This is a genomic window from Chryseobacterium artocarpi (assembly GCF_001684975.1).
In the GTDB taxonomy this organism is placed as follows: domain Bacteria; phylum Bacteroidota; class Bacteroidia; order Flavobacteriales; family Weeksellaceae; genus Chryseobacterium; species Chryseobacterium artocarpi.
In genome coordinates this window covers 346,219-362,421 of sequence record NZ_MAYH01000034.1, presented here as the reverse complement: position 1 = coordinate 362,421, position 16,203 = coordinate 346,219, and the positions used below count along the sequence as shown (strand labels likewise).

Annotated in this window: 12 protein-coding genes; 5 read left to right on the top strand and 7 right to left on the bottom strand. The window is 33.4% G+C overall.

The features are described 5' to 3' along the window. Nucleotides 1-73 precede the first annotated feature (73 nt). Together BBI01_RS13225 and BBI01_RS13220 are read left to right on the top strand one after the other, a co-directional pair. Nucleotides 74-2,968 carry an alpha/beta hydrolase family protein gene (locus tag BBI01_RS13225; RefSeq protein WP_065395138.1) on the top strand — a complete coding sequence of 965 codons (2,895 nt, stop codon included), beginning with the start codon at nt 74-76 and terminating at the stop codon, nt 2,966-2,968. Between the two features lie 139 nt (nt 2,969-3,107). Beyond that, on the top strand, nt 3,108-4,541 hold the full coding sequence (locus BBI01_RS13220; protein WP_065395137.1) for a hypothetical protein: 1,434 nt from the start codon (nt 3,108-3,110) through the stop codon (nt 4,539-4,541). Between the two features lie 131 nt (nt 4,542-4,672). Here BBI01_RS13220 and recA read toward each other — a convergent pair whose 3' ends face one another. The 3 genes from recA to BBI01_RS13205 form a co-directional block, all read right to left on the bottom strand. Continuing rightward, nucleotides 4,673-5,674 (bottom strand): recombinase RecA, encoded by a 1,002-nt coding sequence (gene recA, locus BBI01_RS13215; RefSeq protein WP_065395136.1) that lies wholly within the window; start codon nt 5,672-5,674, stop codon nt 4,673-4,675. 420 nt (nt 5,675-6,094) lie between these two features. Next, complete coding sequence (locus tag BBI01_RS13210; protein ID WP_228394006.1) at nt 6,095-7,279, bottom strand: oxygenase MpaB family protein; 1,185 nt, start codon at nt 7,277-7,279, stop codon at nt 6,095-6,097. 81 nt (nt 7,280-7,360) lie between these two features. Then, nucleotides 7,361-8,155 carry a response regulator transcription factor gene (locus BBI01_RS13205; RefSeq protein WP_065395417.1) on the bottom strand — a complete coding sequence of 265 codons (795 nt, stop codon included), beginning with the start codon at nt 8,153-8,155 and terminating at the stop codon, nt 7,361-7,363. 202 nt (nt 8,156-8,357) lie between these two features. Between BBI01_RS13205 and BBI01_RS13200 the strand changes: the two genes are divergently transcribed. After that, nucleotides 8,358-10,253, top strand: coding sequence for a coiled-coil domain-containing protein (locus tag BBI01_RS13200; protein WP_065395134.1), 1,896 nt, complete (start codon nt 8,358-8,360; stop codon nt 10,251-10,253). A 135-nt stretch (nt 10,254-10,388) separates the two neighbouring features. Here the strand turns inward: BBI01_RS13200 and gap are convergent, their stop codons facing one another. The 4 genes from gap to BBI01_RS13180 all read right to left on the bottom strand — a co-directional run bounded on the left by gap (nt 10,389) and on the right by BBI01_RS13180 (nt 14,015). After that, nucleotides 10,389-11,393 carry a type I glyceraldehyde-3-phosphate dehydrogenase gene (gene gap / locus BBI01_RS13195; RefSeq protein ID WP_065395133.1) on the bottom strand — a complete coding sequence of 335 codons (1,005 nt, stop codon included), beginning with the start codon at nt 11,391-11,393 and terminating at the stop codon, nt 10,389-10,391. A 33-nt stretch (nt 11,394-11,426) separates the two neighbouring features. Continuing rightward, entirely contained in the window at nt 11,427-12,413 is a 987-nt protein-coding gene (gene pfkA, locus BBI01_RS13190; RefSeq protein ID WP_065395132.1) for a 6-phosphofructokinase, read from the bottom strand. Between the two features lie 83 nt (nt 12,414-12,496). After that, complete coding sequence (locus tag BBI01_RS13185) at nt 12,497-13,369, bottom strand: DUF4846 domain-containing protein (RefSeq protein WP_065395131.1); 873 nt, start codon at nt 13,367-13,369, stop codon at nt 12,497-12,499. 274 nt (nt 13,370-13,643) lie between these two features. Beyond that, the gene (locus BBI01_RS13180) at nt 13,644-14,015 is read right to left on the bottom strand and encodes a winged helix-turn-helix transcriptional regulator (protein WP_065395130.1); all 372 of its coding nucleotides are present in this window, start codon (nt 14,013-14,015) and stop codon (nt 13,644-13,646) included. 95 nt (nt 14,016-14,110) lie between these two features. Between BBI01_RS13180 and BBI01_RS13175 the strand changes: the two genes are divergently transcribed. Beyond that, on the top strand, nt 14,111-14,749 hold the full coding sequence (locus BBI01_RS13175) for a peroxiredoxin-like family protein (RefSeq protein ID WP_065395129.1): 639 nt from the start codon (nt 14,111-14,113) through the stop codon (nt 14,747-14,749). Continuing rightward, on the top strand, nt 14,746-15,546 hold the full coding sequence (locus tag BBI01_RS13170) for a DNA alkylation repair protein (RefSeq protein WP_065395128.1): 801 nt from the start codon (nt 14,746-14,748) through the stop codon (nt 15,544-15,546). Before BBI01_RS13175 ends, BBI01_RS13170 begins: the two co-directional genes overlap by 4 nt. Nucleotides 15,547-16,203: the final 657 nt, after the last annotated feature.

Genomic DNA, 16,203 nt, shown 5'->3' with positions numbered 1-16,203 from the left:
AAGATTGAACCAAATTCGCGTAGGTTTATCAAAGAAATATCATACTTTTAATCCTTTAAAAAAAATAATAAAAATGAAGTTGAAGTGTACAGTTTTTATTCTGCTCATCATGACCTGTTGGATATATGGACAGAAAAAGCCTTTAGACCATTCTGTTTATGACAATTGGCAAAATATTGGCGCAAGAAAAATCTCTAATGACGGAAAATGGATAGCCTATTCTGTTGATGTTCAGGAAGGAAATCCTAATCTTATTTTATATTCCGTTAAAAATAAAACATCAAAGAATTTTGCAAGAGCCACAAAAATGGATTTCACTGAAGATTCCAGATTTGCTGTTTTTCAGATTCGCCCTGAGTATAAAGATATAAAAGCCGTAAAAGATAAGAAGCTTAAAAAAAATAAATTAACAAAAGACAGCCTTGCAATAGTTGATTTCTCAAATGATAAAACAGAGAAAATTCCTAATGTAAAATCATTTAAAACTCCTGAAAAAGCAGGTTCTTATATTGCTTATCTTCTCGAAAATATAAAAGACAAATCTTCTGATAGTGCTTCCGATAAAGAAGACGGTGACGAAAATAAAGAAGATGATAAGAATGCAAAACCATTACAATTAGTCGTTCGAAATCTTCTAGATGGGAAAAGTACTACGTATGATAATGTTGTTCGTTATGAGTTCAGTAAAAATGGGAAACAACTTGTTTTTGTGACTAAAAAGCCGGAAGAGAAAAAGGATAAAAAAGAAGGAAAGGATTCTAAAGATGACAAATCTGAAGATAAGAAAGATACCGATAAATCAAAGCCAAAGAAATATGCGCTTCAGTCCGTACAGGTAGTAGATCTTCAAAAAGGAACTGTCAATAAAATTTCTGAAATGGAAGGTGATTTTTCACAGTTGTCTTTTGATGAAATAGGAGATCAACTCGCTTTTGTGGGAACTTCTTCTGCACAGAATGATTTGGTAAAGCTGTATGAGCTGTATTACTTTAATTTTAAAACAAAGAAAAAGGAAATTGTAACCAATGAAAATGCTCAGATGAAAAAGAACTGGGTGATTTCTGAAAACCGTTTCCCAATATTTAGTAAAAACGGGAAACAGCTTTATTTTGGAGTTGCCCCGAGACCTGTTGCAAAAGATACAGCAATGATAGCGAATGATCATGCTGTGGTAGACATCTGGAATTATAAAGATGATTATTTGCAAACAGTACAGCTACAAAAGTTGAAAAATGATTTGAAAAAATCTTATGCTGCTGTAATGCAAACGGAAAAACCGGATTTCTTTAGAAATATTGATGGAGAAGATTTGGATACATTACGTTTGGCAAATGAAGGAAATGCTGAATTTGCGATTGGTATTACGAGCGTAAATAACCGTATCTCCTCACAATGGGAAGGTTCCACAAAGAAAACCTACTTCCTGATTGATAATAAGACAGGAGACAGAACCGAAATTACTAAAAATCTGGATGGAGCAGTTGCGGTATCTCCACTCGGAAAATTTGTTGTAATCTTTGACAGAGAAAAAGGACAATGGCTAAGTTATAATGTGAAAACAAAACAAACATCACCATTGAGTAATGGGTTGCCTGTTTCTTTTGTAGATGAAGAGTTTGATATGCCAGATTTGCCGGGTTCTTATGGAATTGCATCCTGGACGGATAATGATGAGTCTGTAATTATAAGAGATCGTTATGACCTTTGGGAGTTTTTCTTAAACGGTTCAAAAAAGCCAAGAAATATCACAAATGGATTCGGGCGTAAAAATAAAATAACGTTTGATACCTACATGCTTGATAAAGATATTAAAAGCTTAAACAGAAAATCTTCTATTTATTTATCAGCGTTTGACAATACAACCAAAGCAAATGGAATTTTCAAAACAGCTATTCAGTCGAATGGAGATCCTGTAAAAATTCAGATGGAAGATGTATGGGGCTATCGTACTCTTCAAAAGGCAAAAAATGCTGAGGAATATATTTTAGTAAAAGAATCTTACACAGCTTCTCCGAATATCTTTGCAACATCAGATTTCTTAAACCAACAAAAACTGAGTGATACAAATTCACAGCAAAAACTTTATAATTGGGGTACTGATGAATTAGTAAACTGGACAACACCAAAAGGAAATACATCCACAGGAATTTTATACAAACCGGAAGATTTCGACCCGAATAAAAAATACCCTATGATTGTTTATTTCTATGAAAAACTTTCGGATAATCTGAACCGTTATGTAGCACCTGCTCCAACACCCTCAAGATTAAATATTTCTTATTTTGTGAGTAATGGATATTTGGTTTTTACACCTGATATTTCTTATACAGATGGTTTCCCGGGAGAATCTGCAATGGAATATATTAATTCAGGAGTTGAAAAACTAAAGCAAAACTCATGGGTAGATGGTACTAAAATCGGAATTCAGGGACAAAGCTGGGGTGGTTATCAGGTGGCATATCTTATTGCTCATACAAATATGTATGCTGCTGCATGGAGTGGTGCACCTGTGGTAAACATGACCTCTGCCTACGGAGGAATTCGATGGACATCAGGAATGAACAGACAGTTTCAGTATGAAAAATCACAAAGTAGATTAGGGAAGAACTTATGGGAGGCACCTGAACTTTATATTAAGAACTCACCGCTCTTTACAATTAATCAGGTAAAAACTCCGGTAGTTATTATGAGTAATGATAAAGATGGAGCAGTGCCATGGTATCAGGGAATCGAAATGTTTACTGCATTACGCCGTCTTGGAAAACCTGCATGGCTTCTCAACTATAATGGGGATGATCATAACCTTGTAAAACGCCAGAACAGAAAAGATATCCAAATTCGCGAACAGCAGTTTTTTGATTATTATCTTAAAGGTGCTAAAGCTCCGCTATGGATGACTAAAGGTATTCCGGCAGTCCAGAAAGGAAAGGATTGGGGATTTGAATTAACAGATGATAAGCCTAATTAATAAAGAATCGGCGGAGCCAAAGGCTCCGCCGATTTTGCTTTATAATATTTCTTTAAAAATACAGCTGACACAATGGCATTTTTTTATGATGGGTCTATTGTGAGCTTTTATTATATTTACCGCCAATTTTAATAATACTATGGGAATCTTTGATTTTTTTAAGAAGAAAGACAACAGACAGGGAAATGTCAATACTCCGGTGCAGCAATATGAAATGCCTGAGGAGAAAGAAGTAGAAACAGTAGTGGAGGAAGTGGTAGAGACTATATCCGAAATCCCAGTACAATCTACCCAGGAAAATAAAGTGAGTGAGGCATATGAAAAGCTAAAGATTTATAACGAGTATATCGTACACTCCATTGCTCTTCAGCTAAGAGGTGAGTATACGCCTATTTCAGCTTTTGAGAAAGAAAACGGTGAAGTAGAAGGATTCGTGTATATGGTAACAGAAGATGCGTATGCACTACCGATCTACGAAGGAATCAGAAAAATGGAAGAGAAGTTTGAAAACGAACTTCAGGAAGGGAAAATAAAGTCTTATGTGATCTTATATCACTCTCAGTTTGATAATAACGGGAATCACAATCCTGCAACGAGAGAAGAAGAGTTTAAAGCGATTTCATTAGCTTATCACTTTAAAGGTGAGGATAAGGCACAGACAGGAATTCCTTATATTCTTGAAAACGGCAATATCAGCTATAAAGGATTTGCAGAATTTTCTCATGATGAAAATAATGAGATCATGAATACTCAATTAATTGACGGTAAAAATTATTTCCAGAATGTGGAAGGAATTAAAGCTCCTGAAATGACTAATGAAGCAGGAATTATCATCAGAAAATCGAATGTTCACAACCTTGTTAATACATGGAGTGGAATTTTCGGACATACAAACTTCCAGAGTAAAGATTATTCTAATTATTTACAAACTCTTTTATTGCAGTCTACGGTTAATGATCCGTCCATTGAAAATCCGACAAGTAAAACCGATTTCAAAGATGTGAAATTTAAAACTGTCTTAACCGAAGAACTTAGTACAATATATCCGGAAGTAAAAACAGAGTATACTTTGGATTTTGAAACCAGATCAATCAGAGAATGGGAGAATGCAGGTGATCTGGAAGCAATTGTTGCAGGACCAGCGAGAGAAACTTTTGGAGTTTGGTATTTTGCAACGGATTATGCAGAAAACAAAAATACGTATTTAACGCAGCCACATTTGAAGATTAATTTAAGTGGAATTGTTTTCATATTAGATGTTCAACAGAATTTTGATTTGGCTGATGGGACAAAAATGAGTGAAGATTTTACAACATATGCCCCAAGTAATGATCTTCCAAATTATGCATGTTTTGACTTCATTGGTACAGTAGTAGATTTCAAAGAAACAGAATTGCTTGAAGATGGAAGTCTTAAAGGATATATTCTGAAACTGAAACTGATCACTCACGAAATGGAGGATTTCTTTACCATTGATGCTTTTGTTAATAAAGAAAATATGAGATTTGAAACTTTAACCAAAGGAATGAAAGTTACCGGAGCGCTACAGCTACAAGGGAAAATTGCAGAATAAGGTTAAAAATATAATATTAAAACGAGATTGTTCATTAGAATAATCTCGTTTTTTGTTTTAAAGAAGTATAAATAGGTGTAAATAAAAAAAGACAATCCTAAGACTGCCTTTTCTATATTTTATTGGAAAAACTATTTATTTTTCAACTCTTCCTTGATCTTGTTTTCCAATTCCTCAGAAAGATCAGGATTATCTCTTAAAACATCTTTTACAGCATCACGTCCCTGACCAAGTTTAGTTTCTTCGTAGCTGAACCAAGAACCACTTTTCTTCACGATTCCCATGTCAACAGCTGCATCTAGAATTTCTCCTACTTTAGAAACCCCTTCACCATACATGATGTCGAATTCTGCCTGTTTGAACGGTGGAGCCACTTTGTTCTTCACAATTTTCACTTTCACACGGCTTCCGATAGCTTCGTCACCTTGTTTGATTGGTGCACTTGCCTTTCTGATATCAATTCTTACAGAAGCATAGAATTTAAGAGCGTTACCTCCGGTAGTCGTTTCTGGATTTCCGAACATTACCCCGATTTTTTCTCTCAACTGGTTAATGAAAATCACCGTACACTTCGTTCTTGAAATAGTAGCCGTAAGTTTTCTTAATGCCTGAGACATCAATCTTGCGTGAAGACCCATTTTAGAATCTCCCATTTCTCCTTCGATCTCAGCTTTCGGAGTAAGCGCTGCTACAGAGTCAATAACTACAATATCAATTGCTCCTGAACGGATAAGATTGTCAGCAATTTCTAGTGCCTGCTCACCGTTGTCTGGCTGAGAAATGATAAGGTTTTCCAAATCGATTCCTAATTTTGCAGCATATGTTCTGTCGAAAGCGTGCTCAGCATCAATGAATGCAGCAATACCTCCGGCTTTTTGAGCTTCAGCAATAGCGTGAAGAGTTAATGTTGTTTTACCAGAAGATTCAGGTCCATAGATTTCAATGATTCTTCCTTTTGGATATCCTCCTATACCTAATGCAATATCTAATCCTAAAGATCCGGAAGGAATTACTTCTATCGTATTGTCAATAGACTCATCGCCTAAAGTCATTACTGTTCCTTTTCCGTATGTTTTATCTAGCTTGTCAAGCACTAACGCGAGTGCTTTTTTCTTATCATCAATGTTACTCATCTTTATTAAAATAATTTCTCAAAAATACATAATTTAAAGATCAAAAACTAATATTATTTATCCCCGAAACTGCTTTTTAGAGTTAAAAAATGATAAAGTTTTAAGAGTCATATTATTCAAAACGAAGAAGATGCAGAATAGGATGTAGAAAGAGATTTAAAATATTTTTTTCTATTTCATGATTTGTAAACAAGTCAAATTTAAACTTATTGGTAATACAAAGGCATAAGATATTTTAAATAATATATGTGTTTAGTGCGCAATAATTTGAGCTTGAAAAAAATATTTTCAGCAGAATTTTTGCCACTAATTCACGAATTATATTATTTGCATATTAGAATATAGTATTAAAAAAATTAGTGTATTCGTGGCAAAAACAAGTGTATTAAACTTATTAAAAAGGTTTTCAATAAACGAACCTTAGTGGAAATTTGAATTTTTAGTAATGTTCAGATAATCTTTCAAAACCTTCATCTGATCTTTATTTCCTCTTTTTATTCTGGCATCACGACTTACCAGACGATCATAAATTTTATTGAAAAGAATCTTAGATTTTGGAAACAACATTCTGTTGGAAACTTGCGGAATCTGAAGTCTTTTACAAACTTCATCGTCAAGTAAAAACCAAGTACAGCAAATGTGCAGATATCTTAAGTTTGTTCTTTGAAATTTATATTTTAATATTGGATTTTCAAGTGACTCATCCAATAGAGAATGTGCCAAAAGAACGGAATCTTTATCTGAAGGCGGTTGAATAGATGTCCATAGATAAAAATATTCCGTTGCCTGTTTCTTGTCATCCGGAAGAAGCTGCTCTGGAATACCCAGTAAATATCCGACGTATTTCCAAAGATGAAAAATTCCCTGCTCTTCTTCGATAGAAAAAGAATTTCCCAGTTTTTTCAGACTGTGAAGAAAAACCAGACTAAAACCAATATAGGTTGCCATCATATCCCAGGAATTGATGGGTTCGCCCCAGTTTTCAGTATCCCAATCTTTATAATGTTTTTTGATAGAGAGTCTCGCGTAAGAATGAATTAATCTTGTTTTTATGGCAAACTCATAGCCTTTTGCGTGAATTTCAAGAGCGTTGTAGCGGGTAGCGTTTACCCAGAAATCCAATGTTTCCGAAAGACGTTTTACAGCTCCTTTTTTCAGAGCTTCAGTCACTATGAGCGGTTTATTGAGGTAAGCATAGTCGTATCCTCCGATCAGACAATAATCTCTTAAGGAAATTAAAGAATCCAGATTGCTCCTCATACAAAGTTCTGCACCGCTTTTTAGAAGGTTGTAATCAAGCCATTTGGGAATATTTTGTGTTTGTGAAAAAAGTTTTTTTACACTTTCAGGAACGTTATCTTTTTCGGAAACCCCATTTCGGATGTAATGTTCAATTTCTCTGGATGCTTCATGGAATTTTTTAGTAAAATAAACATCTTTCACCACTTCATCACCGGTTTCATCCACATGATAGAAGAAAGGAGCATATTTTTCAAAGTTTTTAAAGCTTACTTCAGCACCGGAAAATTCAATTAATTGTTTTCCGTTACCACTTTCCCAAAAATGTTTGAAATGTTGAGAATCCTTAAATCGGGGTTTTATCATTATTCATTCCTTAGATATATAAAAGTACAAGTTTTACACCGAAATAATATCGTGAGATTTATCAGGATTGAATGTAAACTTTTATAAATACCCCCATTCAAAAGCCATTTTTATAAGTTCTGAGCAGTTTTTACAATTAGCTTTTCTTAAAATATTTTTTCGGTGAGTTCGTACAGTTTCTTCAGAAATATTTAACCGCTCAGAAATTTTTCCGGCAGAATAGCCTTTTGCGATGTAAGTGATGATTTCAACTTCTCTTTTGGTAAATTTTACGGGAATAGGCTCGGCTATTTTATCATCCTTTTTCCATTGCATCTGATGGAAATCTTCTCTGCCGTTGATTCCGGAGATTAAAACTGTGTAAGAATTCTGATGGGTAATATGTTCAATATTGGTGTGAATATTAATTGCCTGTAAAACCCTGCCACTTTCATCCCTGAAGGTATGTAAAGATTGATGATGGAAAAGTTCATAATTTCCTTTGAAGGTTTTCATCCGAAAGCAATAGCTGAACTTTAGTTCTGAAAGACTGTCGGAAGCATCTATTTCGATCATTTTTGCCATGCACATCCTTTCTGCTTCCATTACAAATTCGATATCATCAGGATGAATAAGGTCTATGATTTCCTTGAGATGTACCGGATACTTACTCAATCCATGTATTTTCAGAATATCTTCATGATGGTTGTAAATGGTACTGTCAGCAAAATTGATAATGTAGTGATAAAACCTTCCCGGCGCAAAGACTTCTCCGATAATACGTTCAATAGAGGGAATAGACAACATTGTATTTTCATTCTTGAGAAGTTCTGGGTAATTGTTCCAGACTTTGATGAGGGGATGTTGTTTTTTGGGAGTTAGGAATTTTTTATCCATGGTTAATGTTTTCATAAAATTAATAAAATTATGTTAAAAAATCCCCCTTTTGAGGTATTTCATTTGGTCTCAAAGTATTGTAGTTTTATATGAAACTAACAACCATGGAAGCTCAACTTTTAAACTCCTTTGTTTTACGGTTGAAGCATTCCATTCTTCTTATTTCCAATCAAAAAAACTTTAACCTGAAAAACAAATAATCATGAAAACAAAAATTTTATTGCTGTTCTTGTTCTGTTGGATAGGGATAATACTTGGGCAAGAGAAAAATACATCAACCTCAAAAGAAGAAGGGAAATTGATGAAACAACCAGAGCATTTGAATAAAAAACAAGATCAAGGTAGGAATAAAAAAGGACAAGAAATAGTCTATAATTTTTCAACAGGTGAATTTGAAAAATTTGTAATAAAACCTCGTTATAAAGTTCCTACAATATTAAAAATTAAAAATATCAATACTTACTTTTATGATGTTCAGATTCAAGCTAAAGATATTAATATCAATTCAGAAGGTCTATATGAAACTTCATTAAATATAAATAAGACTGCTATTATTAAAATTGATACTACTGCAGTATTAGGTATTTTAGATACGAGATCTATTAATTCTGTACCAGGAATTCCAACTTCTTCCAATACTAAGACAAGTGGACTAGATGAGATAAAAAAGAAAGAGGAAGCTTTGATATTGGACAAAGCTGCTTTGGAAAAATCTAAAAAAGAGTTAACTGAATCTGAATTTGAGAAAAAAGAAATAGAGAGTATTGGGATTTTAAAGAAAGAAATTGATGTTATTCAAAGCCTTCCTGACTCTTTAAAAATTAAGAACCCTAATTTATTAAGCACTAAACAAAATGAACTTTCAATTTTAGAAAAAAAGTACAGAAATAAGAGTATTGATTTAATTAATAAAGAAATTGCTGAAAAGAGATCTGATATAGAAATCAAAAAATCTAATATTTCTATAGCTGAAAGCTTATTAGATAGAGATCTTTTAAATTTGAAAAATAAAAATGAGATTTTGGTAAAGGTAAATGAGGGAATTTCTAAATTAAATATTAAATATTTTGAACTTGATGAAGAATTTATAGATGTATTAAAAATAGCAGGAGCTTACAATAATTTTATTTATAAAATTTATCGTCCTGGAATAAATAAAGAAGAGTACGAAAAAATTAAAAATCCTAAAGAAAAATTTGAGACAGTTGCAATTCTTAACTCCGAAAGATTATCTGAATACTATGCCCAAATAAAAAAATTCAATAAAGTTTACTCAGAGTTTCAGAGTTTATATAATCAAATTATACATCATAATATCCTTTTGATTCAAAGCCAAAATGAAGAATTGATTATGGTGAAATTAACTTTGCAAAATGAGTTTGATAGAATCAAAAAAGCAACTGATCAAATGCTGAAGAAAGTAGAAGATATGAATCTATCTTCCAAGTTAAGTTCTGTCGAAGTATATAATAGAGAACTTCAAAATGATCAAACATTTGAATATGTTTCAGATCCCATTCAAGGCTTGGGAGACTATATCGAATTTGATGTTATAATAAAACCTAAGACTGAGTTTAAAGAGGTTTTTGCTAAAAATCAGAACCGTAGATTTAAATATTCAGAATATTTACGGGGTGGAATTCGGTATGATTTCAGTGTAGGGACAGTATTTGATTTTGTAAATAAAGACGAATCGTATGAAAATAGAAATAATACTATTGCAAAAACCTCCAATAACAAGTATTATCCTACACTTGCTGGAATATTTCATGTAAGTTTACGTACAAGTTCTCTCTGTTCACCAGGTTTTAGTTTAGGAGCTTCACTCAATATTACAGAGTTTGATATTAACTCACTTTTTATTGGTCCCAGTTTATTAGTTGGAAAAAAAGAAAAAATCATTTTGACTTCGGGTATGTCTTTTCGAAAAACAAAACAATTGAAAAATGGATATATTGATGGACAACAGATAGTTGGGGAAAGTAATATAGAAAACTATTTGACCAATAATTTTAGATTAGGCTTTTTTGTGGGAATCAGTTATAATCTAACGAAAAAACAAAAATCAAGTTTAAAAATTGCTGGTAATGAACAATAATTTTTAAACTAATTATTAAATTTTTCTTTGGGAATAAAATATATTAAATTCATGGAATAATGCTTTCGAATCCAATTGGATGTAAAAAAACCTTCCCATCGGGAAGGTTTTATATTACTTATAGCTTATTACTTATTATAAAGAAGCAGCGTGTACAAGCATATCAACTAACTTGTTTGAGTAACCCATTTCGTTGTCATACCAAGAAACAAGTTTTACAAAGTTAGGAGAAAGCATGATACCAGCGTCTTTATCGAAGATAGAAGTTCTCTTATCTCCTACGAAGTCCTGAGATACTTGAGCCTCTTCAGTATATCCTAAGATACCTTTCAATTCACCTTCAGAAGCAGCTTTGATTACTGCACAGATTTCCTCATAAGAAGCAGCTTTTTCAATTCTCACTGTTAAATCTACTACAGAAACGTCAACAGTTGGTACTCTGAAAGACATACCTGTTAATTTTCCGTTTAATGAAGGGATTACTTTTCCTACCGCTTTAGCAGCACCTGTAGAAGAAGGGATGATGTTGTTTAGAGCAGCTCTACCACCTCTCCAGTCTTTCATTGAAGGACCGTCAACAGTTTTCTGAGTAGCTGTTGTAGCGTGTACAGTTGTCATTAAACCTTCTACGATTCCGAAGTTATCGTGGATTACTTTAGCTAATGGAGCTAAACAGTTTGTAGTACAAGAAGCGTTTGATAAAATTTTGATATCATCAGTAAGTTCCTTGTGGTTTACACCCATTACGAACATTGGAGTATCATCTTTAGAAGGAGCAGAAAGGATTACTTTCTTAGCACCAGCAGTAATGTGTTTTGCAGCGCTTTCTTTATCTAAGAATAAACCAGTAGATTCTACTACGTAATCTGCACCAATTTCATCCCACTTTAGGTTGCTTGGATCTTTTTCAGCAGTTACTCTGATTTTTTTCCCGTTTACAACAAGATCATTTCCTTCTACAGAAACTTCACCTGGGAAAATACCGTGTACAGAGTCATATTTTAACATGTAAGCCATGTATTCTGCATTGATTAGGTCATTGATTCCTACAACTTCAATGTTGTCTCTTTCAGTCATTGCTCTGAAAACAAGACGTCCAATTCTACCAAAACCGTTGATACCTACTTTAATTGTTGACATAATAGTTTGTTTTTATTAGATTTATAAAAATAATTAGATTGCTAAAATTTCCGAAATCAACATTAAGTCTTTATTGATTTCATTATGTTTTTTAATGGCTTCTTCAATTGGCGTATACACCACATCGTTGGAACGCATTCCTGCCATTACATTGTTTTGTCCATCCATTAATCCTACTACTGCACCATATCCAAGTCTGCTGGCAAGTACTCTGTCTGCACAACTAGGAGATCCTCCTCTTTGCATGTGTCCCAAAACTGCTACACGAATGTCATAGTCAGGGAATATTTGTTTTGTTTTTTCAGCAAGGTCATAAACATTGGCTAGTTTTTCTCCTTCTGCAACTACAACAATGCTGGATGCTTTTCCTGTTTTTTCAGCTTTTCTGAATTTTTCAAAAAGATCATCCGTGCTGTCTTTTTTCTCAGGAATTAAAATATCCAAAGCACCAGTTGCCAATCCACTGTTCAAAGCAATAAATCCAGCATCACGTCCCATCACTTCCACAAAGAAAACTCTGTTGTGAGATGTTGCCGTATCACGGATTTTGTCAATGGCATCCATTGCCGTATTCAAGGCTGTATCATAACCAATGGTATTATCTGTACCGAAAATATCATTGTCGATTGTTCCCGGAATACCAATCACTCTGATTCCGAATTCCTCACTGAAGATCTTTGCTCCGGTAAAAGTTCCGTCTCCCCCGATACACACCAATCCGTCGATACCCAGCTTTACACAGTTATCATAGGCTCTCTGGCGTCCTTCTTTAGTTCTGAATTCAGTAGATCTGGCAGACTTTAGAATTGTTCCACCCTGGTTGATTATATTTTTTACGGAACGGGCTCCCATTTTAAGGAAATCATTGCTGATAAGACCATTGTAGCCTTCCCTTACACCGTAGCATTCGATATTATAGTAATTGGCGGTTCTTACCACCGCTCTTAATGCAGCATTCATACCTGGAGAATCTCCTCCTGAAGTAAGAACTGCAATCTTTTTTACAGCACTCTCTTTCATCTAGTAAAAAATTTCGAACACAAATTTACAAAAACAAGTTCAGATTATCGTAGTAACTTTTCAATAGTTTTGAATATAAATAATTAAAAGCTTCTGAAATTTGTAGGTTTGAAAATATACCGCGCAGTTTTGGTTTCCGAAGCATCAACATCCAGATCGTACCATGGCGAAATATTTTTATTGAAAGGATTGGAAAGCAGATGGATAGATTGCGCAGGAGTGAACCCTTCACCCAACAAAAATAATTTTTCACCTTTCTTATTTTGAGAAACTCCCGCAATAAATACAATATGACCTGGACTTCCCGGAGTAATTAAAATGTCTCCGGTTTTTAAATCAGAAGTTTTTAATACCTGTTTTGTTTCTTTATGAAGTGAAATAGTTCCCGCATAATTAAAGATAAGGTCAAGATAATTTCTGAAAGACTGATAAGAATCATCAAAAACTGCTGTTTTTCTAAAATTCACAGAATTTCCGTTCACAAATGCTCGTGTTCCGTTTTTATAATCATTCCAGCTTAGCAAATCTCCGCTGGTAAAATGAAACTTAATTTCGTCAAATCTTTTTTGCTTATATAAATATTCAGCTCTTAATCGGATTGCAGCATCAGCACATTGTTGAAGATCTTTATTTCCAGTATCAATATCAAAAATAGCTTCATGAAGATGCTGTGTGGAAATAGGAACCCCATCATATCTTAAAATCTCACTTCCGTAGGGGTTAAGCTTAAAATTTTCAATAAAATATCCAAAAGAATCAGGTTTTTCATTCAGCCATTCATAGCGTTTTGGAGGAGAAAACCTCTCTCTGATTGTATTTTTTTCTTTATTGATCTGTACTGAACTTACAGGCATCAAATCTTCTGTTTTCTGAGAAGGAAGTTTTGAAGGTTTCTTATCCTGTGTACATCCCAATAAAAGCATGGTAATTACAGCTCCTGAAATAACTTTTTTCATATTCATTTGATTCGGTTACAAATATGGGATTTTTTGTGAAATATTGAAACTGTGTTTCTTGGGCATATATTCTCTGTGGTTTTTTTTGGAAAAGGCAAAGGGTTTTTATTAGCGTTGTGTATATTTTAAATCATAAGGATTTCAATTTTGCTTGAAATTTTTTAAACCATATAGGCACATAGATTTACAGTATTTTTATTCGTGCATTCGTGGCATTTATGAGCAATATAAAATTTTATCATAGATAAAACCCTTACGCTTTAAATACTCCTTTTTATTGAGAATAATCTTGCGTCTGTGGGCTCTCCAGCAAGTCTTCTTCAGGAATCAATAATTTTCCCCAATCATTCAGCTGCCAAAGAATCTGAACAAGCTTTTCCCCAAGCTCAGTAAGTGTATATTCAACCCTTGGAGGCAATTCATTAAAAGACTCTTTCACTAAAATACCGTCTTCCACCATTTCAGAAAGCTGTTGATTGAGAACTCTACGGTCTACCTTAGCTATTCCACGTAAAAATTCACTGGGACGTTTTTTCCCTTCATTGATCTGCCAAACAATTGGAATTTTCCATTTTCCACTGATGGTATTCACTGCAACTTCCAACGGACAGATTTTATTTTCTTCAGCTCTTCCCTTTATTTCCATAAAATTGACTTTTTTATCCCTATGGGTGAAAAATATGCGTTATTGCCTATTTATAACGGCTTTTGGACCTTTGTAAAAATAAGAAAATTTAAAAAATGAATACACTGGCAAAAAATATAGAACAATTAAATCAGGATTTAGTCTCTCAACTTCCACAGGAAATATTGGAAGCGTTTGGAAAGTCTATTGAAGATTTAAAAACAAAAAATATGGAGAAGAATAGTATTCAGATCGGAGAAAGAATACCTGCGTTTTCATTACCGAATGCATTAGGGAAAATGATTAACTCCGATGAGGTTCTTAAAAACAATAAAATGATTTTAGCTTTTTACAGAGGAAATTGGTGTCCTTACTGTAATTTGGAATTAAAATTTTTGCAGGAAAACTTGTCAAGGATAAAAGCAAAAAATGCTGTATTAATAGCTGTTTCTCCACAGAGTCCAGATCATTCTCTGACTATGATTGAAAAAAATAATTTAGAGTTTGAAGTATTGACTGATATTAATAATGATTTTGCTAAAAAATTAGGAATTACTTTTCAACTGCAGGATTTTGTACTTCCATATTACCAGAGTTTAGGAATACATCTTGCCGATTTCAATGCAAATAAGGAAAATACCTTACCTGTGCCAGCTGTCTTTGTAATCGATGAAAATAGAACAGTTTTATATAAATTTTTAGATGTAAATTACATGAGCAGAGTAGATGTTGAAGATTTAATACAGGTATTATGACAGAAAAAAGAAAAGGAGCACGTTCTATTAAAGATATTCCCCCTGATATTTTAATACAATTGAATAATGGTGAAATTGAAACAGCTAATCTTACAGAGTGGCTGGCGGTTGATCAAAGGCTTTTACTGGAGAATTTATTACAACAAAATAATCGTTCGGAATATCTTAAGTCTATTTTAAAAAAGGTGGATGAATTGAAAAAGCCAACCGTTAATTCAATCAATGAAGCGATAGGGCTGGGAATTCTTGATCTCACGGCTAATAATAAGGATGAAGAATTTCTATTAAAATTATCGATGCATAAGGCGGATCTGGTGCGTTGTTGGTCTGCTTATACCATTGGGCGAAATAAAATTTATACGACTAAAGAAAAATTAAAAAAGATACAGCAGTTTGCCGCTGATACCCACTTTGGAGTAAGAGAAATCTGTTGGATGACAGTACGTTCGGATATCTCAAAAAATCTTACAGAAAGCTTATCAATTCTAATTGAATGGACAAAGAATGAAAATGAAAATATCCGACGTTTTGCAAGTGAATCTACCAGACCAAGAGGCGTTTGGTGCGAACATATTCAGGAATTGAAACAAAATCCAGGTCTTGGACTGGAAATTCTAGAGTCATTACGATCAGATCCTTCAAGGTATGTACAGGATAGTGTAGGAAACTGGTTAAATGATGCCAGTAAATCTCAACCGGAATTTGTTATAGAAATCTGTGACGAATGGCTTCGGGAAAGTGATACTAAAGAAACGAAATACATCGTTAAAAAGGCACTCCGTACAATCCATAAGTAAATGTTAGTTATCAACATTAGAATTTTCTCAAAATTTTTCTGAGCAAAATATTAATTTATCCTTGAGCTTATCCTTGTCAAGGTTATAAACCTTGACAAGGATAAAAATACAGTACTCTAGATTGAACGAGATTCTCTGATGTATTTGCATCAGAAAGAAAAAGGATTCAAAAAAGTTATTTACAATATACAATTGTAGATTCTATCTTTTATAAATGTAATAAGTTACGTGAACCTTCTGTCATAAAGCATTTCAGTTTTTTGGGTTTGCTTTTTCATCTAAAAAAGTTATCCACAATATGGAAATATGGAGTAATTTAATTTTTATCTGCCATGAAACTAGTTAGTTGTGAAAATCTTTTGATAGAAGTGATCTTCAAAGGTTATCTGAAATATAAAATCAAAAAAAGTTATCCACAATATCATATTTCAGATAGAATCCTATATCAATTATTGATCATCTATTAAAGTTACAAGCCAAATTAAAATCAAAAAAGATAAAGGATAAATATCCGCGTAAATCTGTACAATCTGCGAGAGAATAAAAATTATCTTAAAAGTTATCCACAATATTGAATTATGGATTATATCTATCATATAACGAATGTGTTACGAAAATTCCTTGAGAGAAAGCGTTTCGGCTCATCTAATTTGCTTT

Bases quoted from the DNA above. Each gene is read 5' to 3' on its own strand.
- BBI01_RS13225 (WP_065395138.1), top strand. From the start codon at position 74: ATGAAGTTGAAGTGTACAGTTTTTATTCTGCTCATCATGACCTGTTGG.
- recA (WP_065395136.1), bottom strand. From the start codon at position 5,674: ATGAGTAACATTGATGATAAGAAAAAAGCACTCGCGTTAGTGCTTGAC.
- BBI01_RS13180 (WP_065395130.1), bottom strand. From the start codon at position 14,015: ATGGAAATAAAGGGAAGAGCTGAAGAAAATAAAATCTGTCCGTTGGAA.
- BBI01_RS13170 (WP_065395128.1), top strand. From the start codon at position 14,746: ATGACAGAAAAAAGAAAAGGAGCACGTTCTATTAAAGATATTCCCCCT.
- BBI01_RS13175 (WP_065395129.1), top strand. From the start codon at position 14,111: ATGAATACACTGGCAAAAAATATAGAACAATTAAATCAGGATTTAGTC.
- BBI01_RS13200 (WP_065395134.1), top strand. From the start codon at position 8,358: ATGAAAACAAAAATTTTATTGCTGTTCTTGTTCTGTTGGATAGGGATA.
- BBI01_RS13220 (WP_065395137.1), top strand. From the start codon at position 3,108: ATGGGAATCTTTGATTTTTTTAAGAAGAAAGACAACAGACAGGGAAAT.
- BBI01_RS13185 (WP_065395131.1), bottom strand. From the start codon at position 13,369: ATGAAAAAAGTTATTTCAGGAGCTGTAATTACCATGCTTTTATTGGGA.
- BBI01_RS13205 (WP_065395417.1), bottom strand. From the start codon at position 8,155: ATGGATAAAAAATTCCTAACTCCCAAAAAACAACATCCCCTCATCAAA.
- pfkA (WP_065395132.1), bottom strand. From the start codon at position 12,413: ATGAAAGAGAGTGCTGTAAAAAAGATTGCAGTTCTTACTTCAGGAGGA.
- gap (WP_065395133.1), bottom strand. From the start codon at position 11,393: ATGTCAACAATTAAAGTAGGTATCAACGGTTTTGGTAGAATTGGACGT.
- BBI01_RS13210 (WP_228394006.1), bottom strand. From the start codon at position 7,279: ATGATAAAACCCCGATTTAAGGATTCTCAACATTTCAAACATTTTTGG.